Source organism: Herbidospora sp. RD11066 (assembly GCF_054661255.1).
On record NZ_BAAGDO010000009.1, the window covers coordinates 135,050 to 158,086 of the forward strand.

The 23,037-nt window shown below is 65.0% G+C and carries 26 protein-coding genes and 1 tRNA gene; 17 read left to right on the forward strand and 10 right to left on the reverse strand.

Annotated elements, in window-relative coordinates; translation table 11 throughout:
- Positions 1–30 precede the first annotated feature (30 nt).
- The 6 genes from ACYQ78_RS30125 (at position 31) to ACYQ78_RS30150 (ending at position 4,388) form a co-directional block, all read left to right on the forward strand.
- Complete coding sequence (locus ACYQ78_RS30125; RefSeq protein WP_459804338.1) at positions 31–1,035, forward strand: SPFH domain-containing protein; 1,005 nt, start codon at positions 31–33, stop codon at positions 1,033–1,035.
- 28 nt (positions 1,036–1,063) lie between these two features.
- Positions 1,064–1,348: a hypothetical protein gene (locus tag ACYQ78_RS30130; protein ID WP_459804339.1), complete on the forward strand. Its 285-nt coding sequence runs from the start codon at positions 1,064–1,066 to the stop codon at positions 1,346–1,348.
- Between the two features lie 66 nt (positions 1,349–1,414).
- Positions 1,415–2,164 carry a CPBP family intramembrane glutamic endopeptidase gene (locus ACYQ78_RS30135; protein WP_459804340.1) on the forward strand — a complete coding sequence of 250 codons (750 nt, stop codon included), beginning with the start codon at positions 1,415–1,417 and terminating at the stop codon, positions 2,162–2,164.
- 9 nt (positions 2,165–2,173) lie between these two features.
- On the forward strand, positions 2,174–3,292 hold the full coding sequence (locus tag ACYQ78_RS30140) for a sensor histidine kinase (RefSeq protein WP_459804341.1): 1,119 nt from the start codon (positions 2,174–2,176) through the stop codon (positions 3,290–3,292).
- Positions 3,289–3,942, forward strand: coding sequence for a response regulator (locus ACYQ78_RS30145; RefSeq protein WP_459804342.1), 654 nt, complete (start codon positions 3,289–3,291; stop codon positions 3,940–3,942). Before ACYQ78_RS30140 ends, ACYQ78_RS30145 begins: the two co-directional genes overlap by 4 nt.
- Positions 3,939–4,388: an ankyrin repeat domain-containing protein gene (locus tag ACYQ78_RS30150; RefSeq protein ID WP_459804343.1), complete on the forward strand. Its 450-nt coding sequence runs from the start codon at positions 3,939–3,941 to the stop codon at positions 4,386–4,388. The genes ACYQ78_RS30145 and ACYQ78_RS30150 overlap by 4 nt, the downstream gene beginning before the upstream one ends.
- On the opposite strand, the gene ACYQ78_RS30155 is transcribed toward ACYQ78_RS30150, so the two are convergent.
- Both ACYQ78_RS30155 and ACYQ78_RS30160 read right to left on the reverse strand, forming a co-directional pair.
- Positions 4,330–5,292 carry an alpha/beta fold hydrolase gene (locus tag ACYQ78_RS30155; protein WP_459804344.1) on the reverse strand — a complete coding sequence of 321 codons (963 nt, stop codon included), beginning with the start codon at positions 5,290–5,292 and terminating at the stop codon, positions 4,330–4,332. The genes ACYQ78_RS30150 and ACYQ78_RS30155 overlap by 59 nt on opposite strands.
- A gap of 170 nt (positions 5,293–5,462) precedes the next feature.
- Positions 5,463–5,936 (reverse strand): hypothetical protein, encoded by a 474-nt coding sequence (locus ACYQ78_RS30160; RefSeq protein ID WP_459804345.1) that lies wholly within the window; start codon positions 5,934–5,936, stop codon positions 5,463–5,465.
- Between the two features lie 280 nt (positions 5,937–6,216).
- Between ACYQ78_RS30160 and ACYQ78_RS30165 the strand changes: the two genes are divergently transcribed.
- From ACYQ78_RS30165 to ACYQ78_RS30180, 4 genes are all read left to right on the forward strand, one after another.
- A complete protein-coding gene (locus tag ACYQ78_RS30165) occupies positions 6,217–6,636 on the forward strand; it encodes a hypothetical protein (protein ID WP_459804346.1) in 420 nt (139 codons plus the stop codon).
- A gap of 209 nt (positions 6,637–6,845) precedes the next feature.
- A complete protein-coding gene (locus ACYQ78_RS30170) occupies positions 6,846–7,607 on the forward strand; it encodes a maleylpyruvate isomerase family mycothiol-dependent enzyme (RefSeq protein WP_459804347.1) in 762 nt (253 codons plus the stop codon).
- A 577-nt stretch (positions 7,608–8,184) separates the two neighbouring features.
- The gene (locus tag ACYQ78_RS30175) at positions 8,185–9,051 is read left to right on the forward strand and encodes a YwqG family protein (protein ID WP_459804348.1); all 867 of its coding nucleotides are present in this window, start codon (positions 8,185–8,187) and stop codon (positions 9,049–9,051) included.
- Positions 9,042–9,428, forward strand: coding sequence for a hypothetical protein (locus ACYQ78_RS30180; protein WP_459804349.1), 387 nt, complete (start codon positions 9,042–9,044; stop codon positions 9,426–9,428). The genes ACYQ78_RS30175 and ACYQ78_RS30180 overlap by 10 nt, the downstream gene beginning before the upstream one ends.
- Before the next feature lie 37 nt (positions 9,429–9,465).
- Here the strand turns inward: ACYQ78_RS30180 and ACYQ78_RS30185 are convergent, their stop codons facing one another.
- On the reverse strand, positions 9,466–10,002 hold the full coding sequence (locus ACYQ78_RS30185; RefSeq protein ID WP_459804350.1) for a hypothetical protein: 537 nt from the start codon (positions 10,000–10,002) through the stop codon (positions 9,466–9,468).
- A 105-nt stretch (positions 10,003–10,107) separates the two neighbouring features.
- Here ACYQ78_RS30185 and ACYQ78_RS30190 point away from each other — a divergent pair, with 105 nt between their 5' ends.
- Positions 10,108–10,854 (forward strand): hypothetical protein, encoded by a 747-nt coding sequence (locus ACYQ78_RS30190; protein WP_459804351.1) that lies wholly within the window; start codon positions 10,108–10,110, stop codon positions 10,852–10,854.
- Here ACYQ78_RS30190 and ACYQ78_RS30195 read toward each other — a convergent pair.
- Both ACYQ78_RS30195 and ACYQ78_RS30200 read right to left on the reverse strand, forming a co-directional pair.
- Entirely contained in the window at positions 10,851–11,114 is a 264-nt protein-coding gene (locus ACYQ78_RS30195; RefSeq protein ID WP_459804352.1) for a hypothetical protein, read from the reverse strand. The two genes, ACYQ78_RS30190 and ACYQ78_RS30195, sit on opposite strands and share 4 nt — an antisense overlap.
- 213 nt (positions 11,115–11,327) lie before the next feature.
- A complete protein-coding gene (locus tag ACYQ78_RS30200) occupies positions 11,328–11,987 on the reverse strand; it encodes a hypothetical protein (protein WP_459804353.1) in 660 nt (219 codons plus the stop codon).
- A 150-nt stretch (positions 11,988–12,137) separates the two neighbouring features.
- Between ACYQ78_RS30200 and ACYQ78_RS30205 the strand changes: the two genes are divergently transcribed.
- Positions 12,138–12,779, forward strand: coding sequence for a DUF433 domain-containing protein (locus tag ACYQ78_RS30205; RefSeq protein WP_459804354.1), 642 nt, complete (start codon positions 12,138–12,140; stop codon positions 12,777–12,779).
- Positions 12,776–13,234, forward strand: a complete 459-nt coding sequence (locus ACYQ78_RS30210) for a DUF5615 family PIN-like protein (protein ID WP_459804355.1) — start codon at positions 12,776–12,778, stop codon at positions 13,232–13,234. The genes ACYQ78_RS30205 and ACYQ78_RS30210 overlap by 4 nt, the downstream gene beginning before the upstream one ends.
- Positions 13,235–14,244: 1,010 nt before the next feature.
- Here the strand turns inward: ACYQ78_RS30210 and ACYQ78_RS30215 are convergent.
- The 3 genes from ACYQ78_RS30215 to ACYQ78_RS30225 form a co-directional block, all read right to left on the reverse strand.
- On the reverse strand, positions 14,245–14,670 hold the full coding sequence (locus tag ACYQ78_RS30215) for a Rieske (2Fe-2S) protein (protein WP_459804356.1): 426 nt from the start codon (positions 14,668–14,670) through the stop codon (positions 14,245–14,247).
- A gap of 649 nt (positions 14,671–15,319) precedes the next feature.
- Positions 15,320–15,688: a DUF5615 family PIN-like protein gene (locus tag ACYQ78_RS30220; protein ID WP_459804357.1), complete on the reverse strand. Its 369-nt coding sequence runs from the start codon at positions 15,686–15,688 to the stop codon at positions 15,320–15,322.
- On the reverse strand, positions 15,685–15,987 hold the full coding sequence (locus ACYQ78_RS30225; protein WP_459804358.1) for a DUF433 domain-containing protein: 303 nt from the start codon (positions 15,985–15,987) through the stop codon (positions 15,685–15,687). Before ACYQ78_RS30225 ends, ACYQ78_RS30220 begins: the two co-directional genes overlap by 4 nt.
- Positions 15,988–16,909: 922 nt before the next feature.
- Between ACYQ78_RS30225 and ACYQ78_RS30230 the strand changes: the two genes are divergently transcribed.
- The gene (locus ACYQ78_RS30230; protein WP_459804359.1) at positions 16,910–17,941 is read left to right on the forward strand and encodes a hypothetical protein; all 1,032 of its coding nucleotides are present in this window, start codon (positions 16,910–16,912) and stop codon (positions 17,939–17,941) included.
- A gap of 1,423 nt (positions 17,942–19,364) precedes the next feature.
- Here ACYQ78_RS30230 and ACYQ78_RS30235 read toward each other — a convergent pair.
- Positions 19,365–19,435, reverse strand: a tRNA-Gly gene (locus tag ACYQ78_RS30235).
- A gap of 68 nt (positions 19,436–19,503) precedes the next feature.
- Between ACYQ78_RS30235 and dcd the strand changes: the two genes are divergently transcribed.
- The 3 genes from dcd to ACYQ78_RS30250 all read left to right on the forward strand — a co-directional run bounded on the left by dcd (position 19,504) and on the right by ACYQ78_RS30250 (position 21,829).
- Positions 19,504–20,079, forward strand: a complete 576-nt coding sequence (dcd, locus tag ACYQ78_RS30240) for a dCTP deaminase (protein WP_459804360.1) — start codon at positions 19,504–19,506, stop codon at positions 20,077–20,079.
- 133 nt (positions 20,080–20,212) lie between these two features.
- Positions 20,213–20,830 (forward strand): DUF47 domain-containing protein, encoded by a 618-nt coding sequence (locus ACYQ78_RS30245; protein ID WP_062345265.1) that lies wholly within the window; start codon positions 20,213–20,215, stop codon positions 20,828–20,830.
- Positions 20,831–21,829: an inorganic phosphate transporter gene (locus ACYQ78_RS30250; protein ID WP_459804361.1), complete on the forward strand. Its 999-nt coding sequence runs from the start codon at positions 20,831–20,833 to the stop codon at positions 21,827–21,829.
- 271 nt (positions 21,830–22,100) lie between these two features.
- On the opposite strand, the gene mshD is transcribed toward ACYQ78_RS30250, so the two are convergent.
- Positions 22,101–23,009, reverse strand: a complete 909-nt coding sequence (mshD, locus tag ACYQ78_RS30255) for a mycothiol synthase (protein ID WP_459804362.1) — start codon at positions 23,007–23,009, stop codon at positions 22,101–22,103.
- Positions 23,010–23,037 lie beyond the last annotated feature (28 nt).

Sequence of the window (23,037 nt, forward strand, 5' to 3'; positions counted from 1 at the left end):
AAATTGTTCAACAATACTTACATTGAACACATGGCCAAATCCTTGATCGGTGTCTTAGTGGTCGCCCTGATCGGGCTCACGCTGATCACGTACACGACCGGGTTCAGCTCCACGGACGCGGGCGTCATCACCGTCGTCCGCGACGGCGGCCCGCTCGACGAGAGCGGGATCCGCCAGGTCCTCGACCCGGCGACCGGACCCACCTGGACCGGTTTCCTGTCCTCCACGCACGCCTACCCGGCCCAGCAGCGCATCTACACGATCACCTCGGACCCCAAACGGGCCACCACTCTCGGCGTGGACGAGGTCGTCATGCCCAGCGGCGACGGCGTCAACGTGGGGGTGGAGGGCACGTTCTACTTCACCCTCAACCTCGACCACGAGACCCTCAAAGCCTTCGACGACCGCTACGGCACCCGCACCTACATCGGTGACGACGACGAGATGCTCTACGCCTGGGACGGCGACGAAGGCTGGAGCGCCTTCTTCAGCCAGGCGGTCCGCCCGGTCATCTACAACACGCTGCGCGTGCAGATCGGCGCGATGCGCTGCGAGGAACTCGTGCCCACCTGCGCCTACCTCAACGGCGCCGACCTCCCCGAGCCGAGCGCCGGCCTGGCGAACCTGGCCCGGGTGCAGTCGGGCGTCAACTCCAGCCTGGAACGCGAGATCCAGGCCATGCTCGGCGGCCCCTACCTGACGGGATTCCGTTTCAACCTGGTCAGGGTCACCCTCCCGGCCGAGGTCCAGCAGAGCATCACCAGCGCCCAGGGCGCCCAGGCCAACCTCCGCCAGTCGGAGGCCAAGGCCGAACAGGCCAAGATCGACGCAGAGGGGAGGGCCGAACAGGCCAAGATCGACGGCCGGGCCCTGGTGACCGGCGCCGAGGCCGAGGCCGACGCCAACCGCATCCGCCAGAAGGGCTACGAGGCCTGCCCCGCCTGCGTCGAGATCGACAAGATCAACGCCTTGCCCGACGGCATCACCGTCTACGCCCCCGGCAACCCCGAAGGCGTCAACGCCGCCGGAAAGTAGGGAGACGACCGTATGGGACAGTGGGGCCATGGCGGCGGAGTTCCACCTCGGCGAGCACATCCTGGTCCAAGACGGCCGGACCCTGGAGATCTTCCACCGGGGCCTGTCCGAGAGCAACCGCTACCACGTGGCGTTCCTCGGGGTGGACGTCCAGCCGCACCGCGACGGCTTCAAGGTCCGCATCGGGGCCAGGCGCGGCGAAGACCAGGTCGTGGGCGGCGTCAGCCTGAAGATGGACGAGTCCGAGTTCACCCGGTTCCGCGCCTTCATCGCCCTGGCCATCGCGGCCCGCGACGCCCCGCATCCCCCGTGAGAGCTACCCCAAGTGTTCGCCAGCCGGGGATCCGTGGCCCGTGCCCGCGTTCGTAGCGTTCCCCTCATGAAATCGACTTTCGTCTGGCTCCCGGTCGGCTTGCTCGCCGTCGGCGCGGTCTCCGCGCTGGCCTCCGGCGGAGCCTTTCTCGCCGTCGTCGCGGCGGTCGCCGCACTGGCCGTCTACTGGACGGTCATGCGCTACGTCGCCCGCCGCCCCCTGCCCGAACTGGCCAGAGAGGGCGCCCTCCGGGAGGCGGCCAAGGGCGGGGCGGTCGGCCTGGGGTTCGTCCTCGTCTCGGTCCTGCTGATCACGATCCTCGGCGGCTATTCGTTCACCTGGTCACAGGGACTGTCGGCGGTGCTGCCGCTGGTCGCGATCTCGATCGGCGCGGCCGTCACCGAGGAGTTGCTCTTCCGCGGCCTGCTGTTACAGGCCCTTGAGGGGTGGTTCGGCGGCCGGATCGCGGTCGCCATCACCGCTTTGCTGTTCGGCGGCCTGCACCTGGCCAACCCCGGCGCCACCCTGTGGAGCTCCCTGGCCATCGCCGTCGAAGCGGGCGTCCTGCTGGGCGCCGCGTTCCTGTGGCGCCGCAACCTCTGGTTCGTGATCGGCCTCCACTTCGCCTGGAACGCCACCGAGGCGCTGCTGGGCATCCCCGTCTCCGGCCACACGTCCGAGGGAGTGCTGACCACGCACCTCTCCGGCGCCGAATGGCTCACGGGTGGCGCGTTCGGCCTGGAGGCGTCGGTCATCCCGGTCATCGTGAGCGTGCTGATCGCGGTGGCGATGCTGACCCGCGCCAAGCGTGGTTAGGCTCGTCGGATGTCAGCCAAAAGGGACGCACTCTTGGCGGCGATCCTCACGCTGCTCGCGTTCGTCCCCACCGTGTCGGGCATCGGCGCCGAACTGGGCGACCTGCCCGAACGTCCACCGGAGATCTTAGGCGTGGCAGTGACCCTGGCCATGACCCTCCCGCTGGCCGTCCGCACCAGATGGCCCGCCACCTGCCTGGCGATCGTCGCCACCGCGTTCGCCCTCCACCAGACGCTGGCCTACCCGCCGACGTTCGCCACCGTGGGCATCTACCTGGCCCTCTACGCGGCGGGCGCCCACCAGATCCGCGGCCGCCGCACCACCCAGATCACCGCGATCGCGGCCTACGCCGCTCTGGCGATCACCCTGTACGTATTGGGCTCCCCCCAGCAGATCCCCGACTACCTGGCGTTCTTTCTGGCCCTGGCAGCGGCGTGGGTAACGGGAGCAGCCGTCCGCCGCCGGCGGGCCGACGAGGCCGAACGCCGCCGCCTGTCGGCCGAGATCGCCGTCACCGCCGAACGCAACAGGATCGCCCGCGAACTCCACGACGTCGTCACCCACCACGTGACCGCGATGGTCGTCCAGGCCGACGCCGCGCAGTACCTCCTGACCGGCGCCCCCGACCGAGCGGGCGAATCATTGACGGCGATCAGCGGCACCGGCCGCCGGGCGCTGACCGAGCTCCGCGCCTTGCTGGGCGTCCTGGAAGCGACCGGGGAGTCGGCCGCCGAACGTACACCCGCGTTGGGAAAGGTGAGCGACCTGGTGGAACAGGCCAGGTTGTCGGGCCAGCCCATCGAATGGACCGAAGAGGGCAGCGCGCCGCCCCAGAGCGTAGACGTGGAACTGGCCGTCTACCGGGTCGTCCAGGAGTCCCTGACCAACGCCCTCAAATACGCGACCGGCCACCCGACGTCGGTACTGGTCCGCCACGGCGCCACCCACATCGAGATCGAGGTGACCACCGAAGGCCCGCCCACCACCTCGGCCGTTGGGTCGGGCGGCCGGGGCCTGTCCGGGTTGCGGGAGCGCGTCCGCATGCTCAATGGTGAGCTGATCGCCGGCGCGAGACCCGAAGGAGGGTTCAGCGTCCGCGCGCAGATCCCCTCCAGGAGCGACGCATGATCCGAGTACTGGTGTGCGAAGACCAGGCGCTGGTCCGCGCCGGATACGTCACCATCTTCGACGCCCAACCGGACATGGAGGTCGTCGGCGAGGCCCCCGACGGCCGCACGGCGGTGGAGACCGCCCGCCGCCTGAACCCGGACGTGATCGTGATGGACATCCGCATGCCGGTCCTGGACGGCATCGAAGCCACCCGGCAACTGGCGGGTCCGGGCGCCGTGAACCCCGCGAAGATCCTCGTCGTCACCACTTTCAACGTGGACGAATACGTCTACGAGGCGCTGCGGGCAGGGGCCAGCGGTTTCCTGCTGAAAGACGCGCACCCCGCCGAACTGATCAACGGCGTGCGAACGATCGCGGCTGGCGAATCCCTGCTGGCGCCCGCGGTCACCCGCACCCTCATCGGTCACTACGCCGAACGCCTCCGCCCAGCGGTGGAGAACAAGGTGGTGGACGTGCTGACGCCCCGGGAGTTGGAGGTGCTGCGGCAGATCGCGGCAGGGTTGTCGAACGCGGAGATCGCGGCGGCACTGTTCATCACCCCGGAGACGGTGAAGACGTACGTGTCCCGGATCCTGACCAAGCTTGACCTGCGCGACCGGGTGCAGGCGGTCGTGCTGGCGTACCGAACCGGACTGGTCTCCGGATGATCGACGAGTCGCTGGCCTGGGCCGTCTTCGACGGCGACCTGCCGACGGTCCGCACCATGCTCGCGACCGGCGCCGATCCCGACGCCGTGGACGAGGATGGAACCACCTTGGTCGAACTCGCCGTCTCCTACCGCCACGCGGATGTCCTGCGCTTACTGGTCGAATCCGGCGCCACTTTGGCCGTCCCGTCGCTCTTGCACAACCTCGTGGCAGGCCGGGACCTCCCCGAGATGCTCCCCATCCTCCTCGAGCTGGGCGCGGACGCCAACGCCCGCGATGCGGCGGGATGGACCCCTCTGCACTTCGCTGCGGCCGACGGCTACGAGGGCTCGGCCCGCCTGCTGATCGCCGCCGGAGCCGAGGCCGACGCGGTCACGGACACCGGACTCACACCGGCCGAGGTCGCCCGGCGAAACCATCGAGGAACTCCAGGAGCAGACGGTTGACCTCGTCGGGACGTTCCTGCTGGATCCAATGACCACAGTCCAGAAGATGGCTCGCGGTGAGGTTCGGGAGCGTCCGGGGATAGGCCTCGATGGCATCGGACAGCCACATCGTGGAGGCGTCCCGGGTGCCGCCGATGAAGAGCGACGGCTGCTTGATCGGGGATCCGGCGTAAGGAGCCAGGTCCTCCCAGTCGCGATCCATGTTGCGATAGCGATTGAGCGCATGGGTAAAGCCCGTCCGCTCGAACTCGGCCGCGTAGAAGTCGAGGTCGTCGGGTGACATCCACGACGGCAGCACCCCGGAGGGGAACCGCTCCCGCATTGTGCCGCCGAGGGCGACGAAGTGAGGGTCGGGGCCGTCCACCATCGTGTCGGACGACAGGGCGCTGTAGATCCCGCCCAGCCAGCCGCGCACATCGGGCTCGATCTCGGCCTCGGCCCGCCCCGGCTGCTGGAAGTAGGAGATGTAGAACTCCTCCTCACCGCCCATCCGGGCGAACACCTCGCTGGGACGAGGCCCGCCAGGCGGAGTGTAGGGAACGCTCAACATCGCGACCGCCCGGAACACGTCAGGCTCGACGAGCGCTGAGTGCGCCGCGATCGACGCCCCCCAGTCGTGCCCGACGACCACAGCGGAGCTCTCCCCGAGCGCCCGCACCACCGCCACGTTGTCAGCGATCAGATCGAGCATCCGGTAGGCGGCCGGGTCGTCCGGCTTGGACGAACGCCCATACCCCCGCACATCGATCGCAACGGCCCGATACCCGGCCGCCGCCAGCACGGGAAGCTGCAGCCGCCACGAGTACCACGACTCGGGAAACCCGTGGACGAGCAGCACCAGCGGACCGCTGCCCTGCTCCACCACGTGAATCCGTCCTGCGCCCACATCCAGGATCCGGTGCATCGCCCCTCCACTCGTTGATCGTCCCCGACCTTAGAGTCAGGCCAGGTCAGAGCCCAAGCCGTGTTGCCAATCCGGCAAAACGCGGTCATCGGTCAGGACCGGCATCAACGGCATTGGCGGGGCCTTGGAAGCGAGGACGTGATGTGAACAGGTTGTCTCGCGACCGACGGTCAGGGGAGACGCGGCTGAAGCTCGAGCCATTGGTCAAGCTGCGTTCTCAGCGGTTCGGCGGTCACCCGGTCGGCGATCGTCCTCATCGGTTCGAGCAGGTTCTTGCAGGTGCGCAGAGCCAGGATCTCGATCCGGGGCCGGGCGGTCCAGTCTGCAGTCCAGGTCTGGGCCTGCTGCAGGGACAACGGCAGAGCGGCCAGTACGTCCGCGCCGAGTGCGTCGGGATCCCACAGGGGATCTCCGTCGGGTGGCAGCTCATTGATCAGCAGGCCGCGGAGGTGGAACCGGACGGCGTCCGCGTGCCGCTTGGGATATCCGGCCTTCTCCGCGCCGTCCAGGGCGAAGAAGGCCATGTGGGCGAACACCCGCCGGCCCTCACCCCGTTCAGGGTGTTGGGCCTGGATTTGGTTGAGCTGATAGGCGGCTATCCAGTCGCCGACATTGGCCGAGCCGCTTTCGTCTGGCGTCTCCACTCAGTTCCGGCCCCCCTTCAGACAATCCGGATGTGCAACGGCCTGGCTACCGGGGCTCAGGATGGTGGGCCTCGCGCTTTCTGTCATTCTCTCGTCTTGCCGCACGTGAATTCGGCAGGCGACCAATCCCTGCGGAATACAGGCCGTCTGTGAGGTGAAAAGATAGAGGGCCGGTGATCGCGTCTGCAGGAGGATGGTGGCCGTGTCAACTGCTTCACCAGAGGAACTGCAGCCCCATCGCTCTTTATCGAGTAGCCAACGGCGGTGGGCTCGCCGTGCGGTGAAGGTGCTCACGGCGATTCTGCTGGTCTACGCGGTTCTCATGGCGCCGGCATGGTTCCACAATCATCTGCTCGCCGGTTTCGCGGACCGGGTTATGAGCCATCCCCTCCCGCAGGGGACCGACTTCGGCGATTACGAGGCGCAGGGCGTGGTGGCGCCCGGCCGGAATTCCAAGGACTCGTGTGGCTATCGGGTCCGTTTCGACCTGCATACATTCATGTCGGCGGAGGAGACGCTCGAGTACTACCAGGCGGCGAAGATCGAACCGGTCGAGGGAGAGGGGCCGTTTGAGATCTACGTATGGACACTGTCTCAGCCACAGCCTTCCCCGTCGGACGACGGTGGTCGTCGGCGGATCATCGTCGAGATTCAGGACAACGGCCACGACGGCCATGGTTGGGACCTTCGCTGCTGGTGACTCCCAGCCGGGGTCAGATACGGCGTTGTCGGCCGCAGTGACCAGCGAAGTCGGTTGGCCGGAGAGCAGGCGAAGCCGTAACAAAAAGAAGCTCTTAACGAGCGAAGCGAGGCCTTGCCCAAGAGCGCGGGGGTGCGACTCAGCGCTGATCGGCGTTCTGGCACGTTCGATACGACACGGATGCCGGAGCGCGGTGATAGACAGCCGGAGTGGAGAACACTCTGGAGTTCCCGGATCTGCTGAGGCTGATCGGCGAACGATCGGCCGCCTTCCGCGCCGCGGTCGCCGTCGCGCCCGGCCTCGACATGCCGGTGCCGACCTGCCCCGAGTGGACGCTGTTCGATTTGGTGCGGCACCTGGGCGAGGGGCGCCGCTCCTGGGCCGCGACCATCGCCGCCGGACCCGCCGCCACAACCAAATCCGTGTGGAAGGGCGCCCCGCCTCGGGAGCGCGAGGCCCTGCTGGCCTGGTCGGCCGCATCGACGCAGGAGCTATTGGACGCACTACGGGAGGCCGGCCCGGATCGCGGTTGCTGGACGTGGTGGGGCACGTCGCAGTCGCCGCAGACTTGCGGTGCCGTCGCCCGGCACCAGCTCCAGGAGATCGCCCTGCACACCTACGACGCCCAGGTCACCGTGGGCGCCCCGCAACCGCTACCGGACGAGGTGGCGCTCGACGGTGTCGACGAATTCCTGTCCACCTGCGTCGCCGGGACGGCCCCCTGGCCGCACGAGCCCGCCGCCGTCGACTACCACGCCACCGAGGGCCGCTCCTGGCGCCTCTCCCTCTCCGCCGAAGGCGCACGGATCACCCGTCTCTCCGCGCCGGGCACCGCGGCTGACGCCTCCGCCCGGGGCACGGCCGGTGAGCTGGTCCTCGCTCTGTACGGCCGGATTCAGGTGGACTCGCTGGAGCTCGACGGCGGCCGACGCCTGTTCGACCTGCTCCTGGCCTGGGAACCGGACGAGTAGGACGTGCCCTTGGGACGGGAGTATCGCCGCCGTGACCACGCGTGTCATCGCCATCTTCCCCGAGATGAACACGGCAGGGGTCGAGCGATTCCGCGATAGGTGGGATCCTCTCGCCGCCGCCGTGCCGGCCCACATCACCGTCGCGTTTCCGTTCGAGTGGCCTGGGCCGGTGTCCCGGCTGGCGGATCGCGATCGAGCTCTCGACTCCGACGGTTTGGTTCCTGCTGGTCGGCGTGGGTCGAGAGCAGGTGCGGTGGCTGCACGAGTCCATCTACCGCCAGGTGCTTCGCGGTGTGCGGCAGCCGTCGCTTTTCCTTCCTCACATGACCGTCGGGCGCCATGCCGACCAGGCCGCATTGCGAGTCGGCTTCAGTGAGGCGGCGGGGATGAACCTGCCGCTGATCGGCAGGGCGTCGTCCCTGAGCGTCTACCGCCGGGACGAAGACGGAAGGCGAGTTCGAGAGCTGGACATTCCCCTCGGAGGGGCTTCGGACGGCCAGAGCGCAGGTGACTAGGGCGCCTCAAGCTGCCTTATGGTGTGCCGTCCCAACGTTGCCTGCGATCGGAGTGACAAGGTATGGGGCTAACGACACCGCCGCCACCGGTGGATGTGGCGGCACTCTTTCCGGAACTGGCCGGCCAAAGCAAAACCACTGTCCGCCTGCACCCGCGCCGCGGCACACCTTCTGTCACGGACAGTTCCATGGGCGGACCGTTGCTCTGGCCCGTCGACGAGCCCTGGCCGTTTTGCGAGTCCGCCGACCACGAGGACCTCTCGGGCTCGCAGCCGATAGCGATGGTGCCGATTCTCCAGATCTACGCTCGGCATGTGCCTGAACTGCCGTTCCCGGCGGGTGCTGATGTGTGCCAGGTGTTGTGGTGCCCGTTCGTCCACGAATCCGACTATCGGCCGGTGGTGCATGTGAGCTGGCGTGATTCGAAGCTCATCGAGGACGTCATCACCGAGGTGCCCGAACCCGCAGCCTATGAGAAGGGATACATTCCGAGGCCCTGTGTGCTCTCGCCTGAGCGGGTCAAGGAGTTTCCGGCTTCGGAGGAGATGACAGCGGAACTGTTCGGGAAACTCGATGAATGGGAGTCGTCTCTGGACGACCCGGAAAAGTGGAGTTACCAATATCACCTGTCGGTCGCTCCGGGAACGAAGGTCGGCGGGTGGGTCGACTGGGTCCAGTCTTCCGAGGTCGTGACGTGCGGCCAGGGTCACGAGATGCGGCACTTGCTGACGATCGCCAGTTGGGAGCACGATCCTGGATCCGCGACGAGGTGGGTCCCGATCGAGGAGCGCCATCTCCTGAGTTCGGACTTTGATCTGGAGCAGATGGGCCCCGCCGGCATCATGATCGGCGATGCTGGGTCGATGTATCTCTTCGTCTGTACGGAGTGCCCAGACCGACCTGTCAGGGGCGTCAACCAATGGTCGTGAAGCCGACGCCTGACGTACCGACCTCGGTGTTACGACTGGCGGAGACGCTGGTGATGCTGGCCGCCTCCGCTGACGAACAGGTCGCGTGGCTTGACCGGCACGGGTGGAGCGAGGACGAATTGGCGCTCGATTTCGACTGGGCGAACGGGTGGGTGCCGCACAGCGTCGACGAGCTGTCCCCGGCCTTTCATGAGCTGTTACGTCGCATCGACGACCGTTTGGCAGAGATGAGTGGTCAGCCCAACGCCGACAAATGGACCCCCGAAGGGCTCGCCACCGATCCCGGATGGGCGGAAGTCCGAGATCTGTCTGGTCGGGCACTCACCGAAATCGCCGCGCTGGGGATGATCGCCATCCCCTCGCCCCGTGAGCTGTAGACGAACTCTCCAAACGACGACGTGGCCACGCCGGCGGTCACCGTCCCGCCCTGAGGTCAGGCCGTGGTCGGCCGTTGTGACGCAGCCGGAGCCGTCGCCGGGGGTGCGAGCGCAGCACCGGGTGAAGGTTCCAGCCCTGCTCCGAGGCGACGCGCAGGACGTAACCGGCGCCGGCGCCGCGGAAGTAGTGTGCGCCGAGTTCCAGGTCGCGGTGGTACTGAGAGGTCTCCACGCGTCGGGTCTGCTTCTCGACGCGCCGGTCCACACGCTCTTGGTAGTACGCCGTGTCGCCCTCCCGCACCAGCGCCACCGGGGTCACGCACCACAGCGGGACGAACGGTAATCGGCCCAATGTGGCGTCCAGCATGCGGATCGCGCCCTTCTCGGCACGCGGCACGACGTAGACGATCAGCTGGGCCACCGGCGCCAAGCAGTAGAGGCAGATCGCGAGGACGACCCACACCACCCACCACAGCGGCAGAACCACCAGGGTCAGGGGCAGAAGCAGCAGCCATCGCAGCGCCGCCGGACGAACGGGAAGCGGCCCCCAGGCCGGGACGTCGTAGTCATGCACGGACGGTGTTTCCTCTCGGGTTCGCCATCGCTCGACGGTGCGCCCGTGAGCCTAATGGCGGTGGTGCGCTCAGCCCTTGTTCGCGACGTCGAGCAGCCTGGTTGGATGGCCGACATGACGGATTGGTCCCGGCTCACCCATGCCTATGGCTCCGCGGAGAACATTCCCGATCTACTCGATCAGCTCGTACCGGATTCCCGCGCAGAGGTATGGGAGGAGCTGTGGTCGTGCATCTGCCACCAGATGACGGTCTATCCGGCGAGCTTCGCCGCGCTTCCACGCCTGACGGAGATCGCCCGAACCTGGGCCCCTGAAGACCGCACCATGATCCTCTCCCTGTGCGGCTCGATCGTGGCCGGGGCGAGACAACCACACGGAGCCGGGGACGTACGCGCGATCCATGCTCCGGAGATCGAAGAACTGCTGGTCCTGACCGATGAGACCATGCACGCCGCCATTGACGAGGACTCGTTCACCTACATGCTGCAGGCGCTGCTCGCCTTCGAGAACGTGCCGGTCTGGGACGAAAGTCTGGATCAGTTGGCGCAAGGGGAGTTCGAGCTGGAGAACTGCCCCGGCTGCGGTGTCCATCTCTTCGTCGCGATAGGTGCGGACGGCTATTTCGCTACTTCGGGCGACTACGCGATCGAGGACGACCCTCCGAAGGGTGAGCTGGCTCCTGCGCTTCCCTCCGGACTCGACCTTCTGGCGCGGCGCATGTACGACATGGCGCAGAGTCTCGGCCGGGAGAACCTCGCGATGAAACTGCTCCACCTTTTCGGAGACGCGACCTGCCCCGACTGCCGGACGACGTTCCAAGTCGCCGACCAAGTGATCAAGCAGTATGGCTAAGGCAACGCCTCCGCATCGGGATAGAGCCGCGATACCTCGTCCAGAACTTCCTGCATGGTCGTCTCCACGTCCCACCACGTGCTGTCCAGGGCGCGAATCGTCAGATCTACAGCCGACCCGTCCGCATCGTGAGCGGTCAACTCACCATCGATGAGCTGAGCATCGTCTCCGAACATCGCGACAAGCTGCTCAGTACGAATGAGGAAGCTTTCCGCGGCTTCGGTGATCTCCCGGTGGCGGGGGCTGAGCAGTTCGTCCACCACCAACCGCCACCGGTATCCCTCGACCATCGAACCCAGAGAGGTAAGAAGGCCTGCGAGGGTGACGAGGCCCTCCTCACGCCAACATGGAAAGGTCAAACCGCTCTCCGCCACTAGATGGCCGCCTCTCGAACATGTGTGGACGCCGCTGAGGCTGGAACCGCGCAACGTCCACTTTGATCTGGTCGAGCTGAAGGAGACGTGCCTGGGCATCTACGCCGGGTAGCCGTGGTGGCGGGTCCAGGGTGCTCCGACGTGGGGGCGGGTCGCGGTGTGGCCCGGGGGCAGGTCGAGCACCTCGGCCAGGGTCGGATCCGTGTCCACCGCATGGTGGAGATGGCCGATCTTTCCGCTGCTGTCGGCGGCCGTGGTGCCGATGAGCTGCCAGAGGCCATCCCCGGCGTCATGACCGATGAGGAGAACAGGCTCACGAAGGTCGAAGACTTCAGCGGTCTGGATGCAAGAGGTGCCGAGAAGCCAATGCCGCATCCACAACGCGCGCTGATCACGTTCTATGACCTGGTCTACGACCCACCAGATGAACGGCAGGTCCGGATGGGCGCGTGCCTCGTCTGCAGTCAGGTCCGGTCCGCCCTCAGGCACCCGCTCAAACGGCTCATCGGTGAGCGAGAACGCATGACCGTCCTCGTTCTCGAACACCACGGCGTGGAATGTTCCGCCCCCGGGATTGCCGGCGCCGATCCCGACCGTCAAGCGGGCGACTCTCGGCTCCTCCCCGGTCGTCCACCCGAAGGCGTAGGAGGCCAATTCACCCTGGGGGCCCACGAACTCGCCAAAGGCGCGCCGATCCATACCCTTCGCCTCAGCGGTCGGCACTTCGGCAAGCCGCCCCTGAACGATCTGGACTTCCACCCGACGATCCCTCCGAAACCACCCGAACATCCCGCGAGCCTAGCGAGGCTACAGTCCCACCATCGGGCGCTGTTCGGGCACGTCCGATTCGCCTGTGTCAGGCTGAACTCCTTTGCGATGATGGGTAGAGACGAGAGGGGGTGAGGATCCATGTCGTACGAGCCGAGACTCGCGGCCGCGTTGTCCGGCGCCACGCTGAGGCAGCTCCAGCACTGGCGGAAACCCGGCCCGGACGGAACCCCGATTCTCGTCCCGGAGATCTCACCGGAACGCCCGATTCTCTACTCCTTCAAGGACATCGTCGCCCTCCGAACCTGCGTCAGCCTCCGCCGCGAGCAGTCTCTGCAGAGCATCCGCAAGGCCCTCAACGAGCTCCGCTTCGGCCTCGGCTTCGCCGAACACCTTTCGGCGTACAAGCTCGTGGCCGACCTGTCGACGATCTACCTGGTCGAACCTGAGCATGCGATCGACCTGGTCAAACGTGGCGGGCAGATCGTCATCGACCAGTTCATAGACGTCCTCCGGCCCTTCTACGTCCAGGGCCGCCAGATCCCCGACCTCATGAAGCCCCGGGAGCACCTGGAAGTCGACCCGGAGATCCGCGGCGGCGAACCGGTCATTGAAGGAACCCGCGTACCTTACGAGGAAGTCGCGGGCCTGCTCCGCGACGGCGTCGCCCCCGAACGTATTCAGCGCTTCTACCCGCAGGTCTCTCCTGAAGCCGCCCGAGACGCCTTGGACTTCGCGAGGTACGTCGAGAGCTACCGCCCGCAGACCGGGACGGCCGCTTGAGGCTGCTGCTCGACGAGAACGTCGCCACCCCCATCGCCGTAGCCATCAGAAATCTCGTCGAGGATCTCCACGAGATCACTCACGTCCTCGACCTCGACGGCTGGAAGGGCGCTAAGGACCTGGCCTTGTGGCCGATGGCCGCCGACGAGGGGTTCGGGGCAGTCCTGACCAACGATGCCAAGCAGATGCAGCGCCCGCATGAGGTCGAAGCAATCGCGCTCCGGTATCCACCGCATCCAATACCCGCACAAGCACGCCGGCCTCACCGGCACGGGCATCGCAATCGCGACTGTCTGCGCGGCGCTTCCGGGCGTCCTGAACCTGCTCGCCCATGCCACGGCCCAGCATCTCGTCGTCTTGACCGGTATCGACCCGAGCCCCGGCTCAAGGTACAAACTCTGCGTACCGTCCGAGACTCCGCCCAAATTCTGGCCCGTTTCCTGAGCCAGCCATGAGAAATGAGCAACTCGGCCAGACATGACACTGTCGGCCCACAGTGATCGGGGAACCAGAGTCGGTCGGCCAGAGAGCAGGCGAAGCCGTAAAGAAAGAAGGTCTTCACGAGCGAAGCGAGGCCTTGCCTGGGAGCGCGAGGGGTGGAGCGCCTTCGAGCGAAGCGACGGCGGGGACGCGATAGCGGGCCGGGGGAGTGTGAGGGGGCAAAGCCCCCTGACATCACAAGAGCCTGACTGCGGTTCAGGCGCTTTGAGGTGAGGTGAGCTACGGTCACCCGCTTCTGCCCCTGTTAGGCTCCTGCGACCCTTTGTGCGTGACTGTGATTGGCCTCCACCGGGGGCAAGAGCTCTTGCGGCTGGGGCTACGCCGTCTGATGATGACTTTGCTGCTGATCACCAATGTTCCTGTAGCTCAACTGGATAGAGCGGCCCAAAACGAAGGGTGTCATGCCAGAGGGTTGCGGATGCACCGGGACCGGGCCTGTACGGGTAACCGTGCGGGTTGGGGAACCTTAGCCCCCGGCAGGGAAGCGCGATTTCCTCACCTGGCTACGTTGATGCGGGTTCGAGTCCCGTCAGGAACACTGTGATGTTCATAGCGGCTTGAGCTGCCGGCGGCTGGGGGCGACTTCCACGCCGCCCGCCCGACTGCCGCCCGTGAGTGCTCGGGTGGAGGCCGAACGCGGCGTGACGACCCGTCGGCTAATGGTACGAACGCCACTTCTTGGTCTAGGGAAGTGCCGTTCAGCCGGTGGTGCCTAGGAGATTTCGAACTCCTGGCATCCTGCTTGTAAAGAGCATTAACGATCTTGATTGAGCTGAGAATGCCCAGTTCGGGCTGCTCATGGATCGGAGCGATAAGCCGATTCCCGTCCCAGAAGTCGGTGTAGCAGGATCTGGCCTCGGCTGCGACGAGGTCATGTCTTCCTTGAAGTCGTCCTCTAGGAAAGACGCTCACTCAATCCAGCAGACCAAGGCCCGTGATCCCGTGCATACAGCCGGACCGGGAATCACTTGAGACGGATGACCCCGCGGGAGACGGTGATCTGCTTCCGGGGCAGTGGCTTGTTGGCCGGGCCCTGCACGACGGATCCCGTGGAGATCGCGAACTTGCTGCCATGGCAGGGGCAGTTGATCGTGCCGCCGCTGACGCTCGCCACGGTGCACCCCTGGTGGGTGCATTTCGCACTGAACACCCGGAACACCCCCTTCTTGGGCTGGGTCACGACGTACTTTCCTTTGATGATCTTCCCACCGCGTACAGGGATGCTCTTGGTCTTGGCGAGGACCACTCCCGCAGTCGCGTCCTCGGCCGCAGTCTCCACGGACGCGTGCGCCGGGCGTATTCCGACCAAGCCGAGCACGGCGGCGAATCCGCCGGTCAGGCTCCTGACGATCACCGTACGACGTGTAGTCCCCGACTCGTCGACCGACATGCCAACCTCCGCTGCTGAGGGAAAGGGAGATCTCTTTCCTCCACCATGTACGTCACACGGGCCTGGTTCAACCCGCGGGAGGGCGGGTTGAAATGACGAGTTGAAGGCTCCCGCCACGGGAACCGGTATGTCCCGGGCCTCTGTGCGGCCTTGCCCAGCGGTCCTCTTCTCGCCAAGTCACGTGAGACCTGAGCGTGAGACCTGGTCGACCGGAGGAACCGGCCCCGAAGTCGATCGGCTGCAGGCTGGGCGAAGCCGTAATAGAAAATGGTTCTACGAGCGAAGCGAGCAGCCGACCGAGCGAAGCGAGGCCTTGCCAGGGAGCGCGAGGGGCGGAGCGCCTTCGCAAGGAGCGACGCGACGACGGGGACGCGACAGCGGACCAGGGGGAGCGCGAGGGGAAGAAGTCCCTTCGCATGCGGGGCCCAGGCAACGCAAAGTCCTGCGAAGGCGCCAGAAGCGCCGAGCAGGGCTCGCCCAAGAGTGGGTGACGGGAATCGAACCTGCGCTGTTCAACTTGGGAACCAACGGCTGAAGGCTGTTATCCAAGCTGGGTGAATCCAGTCCAACAGGTGAAGACGGTTGACCGTGACAACCCGTGAGAGCCTTTGAGTGACCCTGCGTTCTGGCAAGGGGATCATCGATGGCTTCAGCGTAGGGGGAGCGCTCGTACTCGGATGCCGTTCGGCGAGAAAGCCGTGACTGCTCCCGACTCGAGATGCTCCTGGAGAACCTCGAGGTTGGCCAGAATGATGTTGACGAGTTCTGGTGGCCGGAGTCCGATCAGCTCTCGTACGAGGATGACGGATGGTTCGGTAGCGCGGCTATAGGCCAGAAGCGCCCCGAAGTCAGTGTCCGCAGACACGATCACCCTTCCGCCATGTACAGCGAGCTCCATGATCGTCACGTCTGGAGCACTCGTCGCGTGGAGATCGCGTACGTGTACCGCATCGTGACCGGCCTTGCTCAACAGCTCGGCGACTCGGGGCGAAAGGTTCTCGTCGATCAGGAAGTTCACGCCGGTTCGCGGAGACTGTAGAAGTGGACGTTCGTGGAGGCCGCTGCGTATTCGAGCGCCTGCCTGATGTCCTCAAGCTCCAGGTCGGGGTAATCGGAGAGGATCTCGTCGAAAGTCCATCCTCCGGCGACCAGCCTCACCAGCGTCTCGACAGACATGCGCAGGCTACGGATGGTCGGCTTACCTTCAAGCCTCCCAGGCTCCACGGTGATCCGATCGAAGTTCATAGTCTCAGCCTCCTCCTCTGATGATGCCAGCTCGCCCGCGAAGGAACGGCTCAGGCTGATGACGCCAACCAAATCCTTCGGCCCACTGGAGTCACCACGAGCATCGGGTCTCCTGACGGGTGGCAGGAGACGGTTGGGCGGCCGGCCAGGCGAAGCCGTAACGGAAAAAGGGATTGAACGAGCGAAGCGAGCAGCATCCCGAGCGCAGCGAGGCCTTGCCAGGGAGCGCGAGGGGCGGAGCGCCCTGGCAAGGAGCGAAAGCGACCCAGAGGTGAAGCGATGCCAGGACCGCGAAGCGGGCCAGGGGGAGCGTGAGGGGGCGGAAGCCCCCTGACAGCGGGGGTCTGGGGGTCGCCCCCCAGAATGACAAAAGCCCCGCGAAGGCGCCAAAAGCGCGAGCAAAGCTCGCCCGAGAGCGGGTGACGGGAATCGAACCCGCGCTGTCAGCTTGGGAAGTGCATGGATCACGGCCTGTGGGGGCCTTGACCTGGGAAGCTTGTTGGTCACGCCTGACCGTGGTTGACCCCTCCTTGCCTTGGCTAATGGCACGCAGTACGCCTGCCAGTGCATGGCGAACACGCGGTGAGGGCGTCCGTCAGGCGCGATACTCATCGCTTGAGTCGAACCGCTGCGTCACCCTGAGGGGCCGTGAGATCTCATGTGGTCAGGTTCCTGGTGGCCGATCAACTCACCTATCGGCGATCTCCTTCATTTTCCAGCAGCGACACGCTTGCTTGGTGCGGCACTTCGGAACGCGTCCTAGCGGGCTGCAGCTGACACGCTGCTAGACAAGCGTCCCTATAACCTGCGGTATGTGTGTCTACCTACCTGGCTAGCCTGGGTGCCCGGCCACAAGTCAAGCAAAGTGACTCCACGGAAGCCCGGGAGCACTACCTGACGGTGCATGATCGACGTCTGACCAGCCCATATCTGGTTTAGTCGATGACCACGCTTGGCACTAGTAATCCGTCAAGCTGTCATGCCAAGGTGAGTTATGCCCACGAGCCGATCGAAGTCTCTTCCGGACGACCTCTTGCCAGAGGTACACAAGCTCGCAGAGTATATCAACTTATTGTTCAATCAACTTGACAAATCAATTCGAGAATATGCTCAAGAAAAATCAATGAGCACTCGGTTGATCTCGCGCTTCCTGCGTGGGCAAGAGATTCCTCCGCCTGACTTCATATCCTCGTTACTGAAGGACGCTGCTGCCGCGAATCGGCGACCGTTGTCCACTGGAGAGATCGAACGAGCGCAACGACTGCGGCTTGAGGCCGTACGGGCAAGCGCCAACGCTCGGTATGAAGTAGAGGATCTGCGAGCAAAGGTCGAAATCGCCAATGCGGCCAAGGAAGAGGCAGATGAGCGACTGCGGACACTTATCGACGTGATATCGGCATTACGTGGGGAGGTAAGCCTAGTACAACAAGAGGGAAGAGAATTGGAGGAATCGACCGAACTAAAGGCCATACCTGCCAGAAGGCAGCGAGAAATTGAACAGCGCAAACGTGATGACCGCGCTGTTCTCGTTCAGGCGCAAAAAGGCATCGAAGTGGAGATTGAACGACTGAATGCCGACTTAAAAGAGGCTCGTGAGGCTAAGGAAAAGGCTGAGAAAAAATGCCAGGATCTCGAAATCGCCTTAAAGGAGGCTCTGCGAAAGTTTGCTATTATGGGTGGATTAATCGGGCGTCCCGATCTAGAACTGCCTGCAAGCATAATGGCCTACATTGACGACCGAAGGATTCGCTGGGGCGGCATCATCGGTTGGTGTATAGGGCCCCTTACGGTCTATGGTCTACCAGCCTACCTAGGTGTCATGTACCAATTGGCATTCGACAGGGCTATGATCCTTAAGGTGGCAACATTGATTGGCTTGATCATCCCTGTTTGGTTTGCCTATGGCATTAAGCGGCTTGAGCGGGCTGGTGTCTCTCGCATTGTTCACCTGATCTATTCTGTGATTGTCACGGCGATAATCTTTGGAGTCACTTCCACCCTCCCGCATATTTTATGGCTATCTTAGGTCGTCTGCATTGAACAAAAAGATATAAGGAGCGGGGCACGTATGCGTCACCGTGCCGCTTTTGCCCTCTGGGCGCTAGCGCTGGTCGCTTTTCCCTTGATTGGCAATCTTGCAACAAACACCATAAAAATACCCGAGTCGTACACTCCATGGATATGGGGTGTACTTACCGTGTTGGCCATCTTCGCACTCCTGCAGATTTACCTCGGACTACCAACAGGCGCTGGGCGGCGTGGCGGTGATTCTCCAGTTGCAGGCTCCGACTCTTCCACATTGTTGCGGTTCTTAGGTGGCAGGTTAGAGGTAAGTGATCTAGAGGTGAAGTTGGTGAAATGGGGAAGCCGCCCACTTATTGTCCCTTGGTCAGAGGTTGTAGACATTCATATCGGGTTAGGTGACGATTGGCCTGGTGACTATGCAGATGTCGTAGCCCTTGGAGATTTCTTACTCGCTCAACCAACCCCGGCCTCGTCCCTGCTAACCACAAGTCCAAGCATGTCCGCATACGACTCCAGGCTGAACAGAATTCGCATCCTAAATCTAGAGAGAGTTGGCATTCCACGCCACGCTGTCGAAACCGCCCTTTTAAGGTATCGGCCGTAAGGGCTATAAGCCGGCAGCGAATCGAGTGCTCGTTCAATCGCGCGCTCGGCTCCAAATGGACGGTTGCTGCACGGCTTCTAGCCTCCTCCTCCACTGACAGCGAAGCGAGAGCAGTCTGAACGAAGCGAGGCTTTACCAGGGGCAGACGGGAGCACCTACTCCCTCGCACCGTTCGTCGATCTGCTTGGTTGAGCGAAGGCCAGCTTGCTTTAAGCCTTGACGCTACGTCTCCGATGGGCTGGGGCTGAGGAACGAAGCCTCAGACCGGCGATCGCCACGACCACCTACGGCGCTCAACCCCACCAGGCGATCGTGAGGGTATTACTGGTCGCTTGCTATCGCTCTGGTACGGCCTTGTCGTGTGGACCAACGGCCACTGGTTCCGCTGGCAGTCAGGGCGCACATCCAGGTCTGGTCGTCCGGTTTACGCCTTCAACCCTGCGAGTGACTACGTAACGGCCGCTCGCCGGATCGCCATGAGATATGAGCAACTCCGCCAGACATGACCTTGTCGGCCCACAGTGACCGGGCAGCCGAAGTCGATCGGCCACCGGCCAGGCGAAGCCGTAAAGAAAGAAAGTCTTAACGAGCGAAGCGAGCAGCAACCCGAGCGCAGCGAGGCCTTGCCAGGGAGCGCGAGGGGCGGAGCGCCCTCGCAAGGAGCGCAGCGACCCAGAGCGATAGCGATGTCAGGACGCGATAGCGGCCGGGGGGAGCGTGAGGGGGCGAAGCCCCCTGACAGCGGGGGTCTGGGGGTCGCCCCCCAGAATGACAAAAGCCCCGCGAAGGCGCCAAAAGCGCCGAGCAGGGCTCGCCCAAGAGCGGGTGACGGGAATCGAACCCGCGCTGTCAGCTTGGGAAGCTGATGTTCTGCCATTGAACTACACCCGCAAGGTGCATCGCCCACTCTACATGATCCCCGCCAGGTACACGCCCCACTTCCCACTACCCTGTGGTCCGTGCTGCTTTCAGATCGCGACATCAAAGCCGAGGTGGAACGGGGCAGAGTCAGGCTCACCCCCTACGACCCCGACATGATCCAACCGTCCAGCATCGACGTGAGGCTGGACCGGATGTTCCGGGTCTTCGAGAACCACCGCTACCCCCACATCGACCCGTCGATCGAGCAGCCCGACCTGACGAGACTGGTGGAGCCGGAGACGGACGAACCGTTCATCCTCCACCCCGGGGAGTTCGTCCTCGCCAGCACCTACGAGGTCATCTCGTTGCCCGATGACATCGCCAGCCGTCTGGAGGGGAAGTCGAGCCTGGGAAGGCTGGGCCTCCTCACCCACTCGACCGCCGGCTTCATCGACCCGGGGTTCGACGGTCACGTCACTCTGGAGCTCAGCAACGTCGCCACGCTGCCCATCAAGCTGTGGCCCGGCATGAAGATCGGTCAGCTCTGTCTCTTCCGGCTGAGCAGCCCGGCCGAGCACCCTTACGGCTCCGCCAAGTACGACTCCAGGTACCAGGGCCAGCGCGGCCCCACCCCGTCAAGATCGTTCCTGAACTTCCACCGCACCAAGATCTAAAACGAGCAAAGAACCTTATGTGTCAGGGGAAGCCCATTGGGCAACCATTAGGTGACATCTACCTTAAGTTCACGTTCTGCCTGGTTGCCTCTACTCTTCTCTGCGGACAGTCCCCGCACATCTGGAGATCCACGTGCGTCTGCGTCTCACGCCCCGTGAGGACAGTTACTACGACTTGTTCGCCGACTCGGCGAACAACCTCGTCACAGCGTCACGGCTGCTGGTCGAGATCATCAGTGACGGTTCCGACCGTGAGGCTCTCGCTGAGAAGATGCGCGCGTGTGAACACGCGGGCGACGAGCGTACTCACGCCATCCTCAACCGGTTGAACGAGAGCTTCATCACACCGTTCGACCGGGAAGACATCTACAAGCTCGCGTCCAACCTCGACGACGTCATGGACTTCATGGAGGCGGCGGCCGATCTGATCGTGCTCTACCAGATCGATCATCTGCCCAAGGAGGTCGTGCGGCAGGTCGAGGTGCTGGAACGCGCCGCCGAGCTGACCGCCGAGGCGATGCCGCGGCTGCGGAGCCTGAACAACCTCAACGAATACTGGATCGAGATCAACCGGCTCGAGAACCAGGCCGACCAGGTCTACCGGCGGCTGCTGGCCAAGCTCTTCTCCGGCGAGTACGACGCGCTGACCGTCCTCAAGATGAAAGAGGTCATCGACCAGCTCGAGTCGGCGGCCGACGCCTTCGAGCACGTCGCCAACACGGTCGAGTCGATTGCGGTCAAGGAAAGTTAAGTGGAGCTTGCGCTCGTCATCAGTGTGGTCGTCATCGCACTGGTGTTTGACTACACGAATGGGTTCCACGACGCGGCGAACGCGATCGCGACCTCGGTCTCGACGCGGGCGCTGACTCCCCGGGCCGCGCTGTTGATGGCGGCCGTCATGAACTTCATCGGCGCGCACCTGGGGGAGCAGGTCGCCAAGACCGTCGGCAGCGGCATCATCGAGCCGCCCGAAGGCACGCATGGCCTGGTCATCGTGGGGGCGGGGCTCGTCGGGGCGATCACGTGGAACCTCATCACGTGGTACTTCGGGCTGCCCTCCTCCTCGTCCCACGCGCTCATCGGCGGGCTCGTCGGGTCGGCGCTGGCGGCCAGCGTGACCGTCCACTGGGACGGCGTGCTGGAGAAGGTGGTCATCCCGATGATCATCTCGCCGCTCGTCGGCTTCACCCTCGCGGGTGGCATCATGATCGCGATTCTGTGGATCTTCCGCAAATCGAACCCCCACTCCACGGGGCGGGGCTTCCGGTACGCCCAGACGGTGTCCGCCGCGGCCATGGCCCTCGGCCACGGTCTGCAGGACGCCCAGAAGACGATGGGCGTGATCTTCCTCGCGCTGGTCGTCGGGGGATACGCCGGTCCCGGCGAGGACATCCCGCAGTGGGTCATCCTGGCCGCCGCGGCGGCGATCTCGCTCGGCACCTACGCGGGTGGCTGGCGGATCATGCGGACCCTCGGCCGGCGCATCATCGCCCTCAACCCGCCCCAGGGTTTCGCGGCGGAGAGCGCGGCGGCGACGGTTCTCTACGTCGCGGCCATCGGCTTCCAGGCCCCCATCTCCACCACCCACACGATCACCAGCGCGATCATGGGCGTCGGCGCGACCAAGCGCCTGTCGGCCGTCCGCTGGGGGGTCGCCGGCAACATCGTCACCGCCTGGGTCCTGACCATCCCGGCCGCCGGAATCGTCGCGGCCATCACCTACTGGATCGCCCACGCGATCATCGAGTAGCCCTATTAAAGAGAACAGGCGTGTGATCACGGGGATCACACGCCTTTCTTTTCTCCGTTACGGCTCCGCCCACCCCGGCACTGCCCGCCGTCTCCGCTGCGCTCTGTCATCCGGCGTCAAGCCCGCGCTCCCGGCGGGCCGCCGTCACGGGTCATCCACAACGCCATGGGTGGGTGGGCCAGGGTTATCCACAGCCCGTGGAAGCGGCATCCGAATCCGTCGGCAACATCGGGCATGCTGATCCGGCCCCGGGTGGGTGGGCCGGGCGATCTCACGGGGACGGTGCGTACATCACGTCGACGTCCCAGCGGCTGAAGCCCAGGCCCTCGTACAACCTGATCGCCGCGCCGTTGTCCTCATCCACGTACAGCATCACCTGCGACAACCCCAGCGCCCGCAGGTGCGAGAGCCCCGTCAGCGTCAGCGCCTTCCCCAGGCCAGAGCCCTGCTCCGAGGGGTCCACGCCCACCACGTACACCTCGCCGATGGGCTCGTGGCCGTGGCCGCCGTCGCCGTGGACCTTGGTCCAGTGGAAGCCGGCCATCGTCTGCCCCCGGAAGGCCGTGAAGAACCCGGCCGCGTCGAACCAGGGCTCCTCCTCGCGCCGCTTCACGTCGTCGATGGTCCAGGAGCCCTGCTCGGGGTGGTGGGCGAACGCGCGGGCGTTGAGGCCGACCCATTCGAGTTCGTCCTGGCCGGGCGTGAACGTGCGGATCTCCACGCCCTCGGGCACCCGGGCGGCCGGGAACGGGGCGAACAGGCTGCGGCGCATCTGCCAGAGCGAGCGGACCCGCTGGAACCCGGCCGAGGAGGCCAGGCGCCCGGCGGCGGGGTGGTCGCCGTGGGCCCACAGGCGCAGGCGGCCTCCGGTCTCGGTGACGACCGCGTCGAGCAGCATCCGGCCCAGGCCGCGTCCGCGGGCGGAGGGGGCGACGACCAGTTCCCCGGACGGTCCCTCGACCTCGTCCGTCGGGTCCAAGTGGGCAAAACCTGACAAAACGCCCGAGTCGTACAAAAGTGCGCTCTTGGCGCCGGGGTCACCTCCGTACCGGAGATGGAGCATGACGTGCTCGTTCAGCGGGCGGACGCCATCGGCGTCGGTCGCGGCCTGGACGAGCCGCCGGACCTCGGAAACCGTGTCTTCATCCAGTCGTTCCCTGATCTCCACGTGCGCGTTCATGGAAGGCACTCTACGTACCCCCTACTGG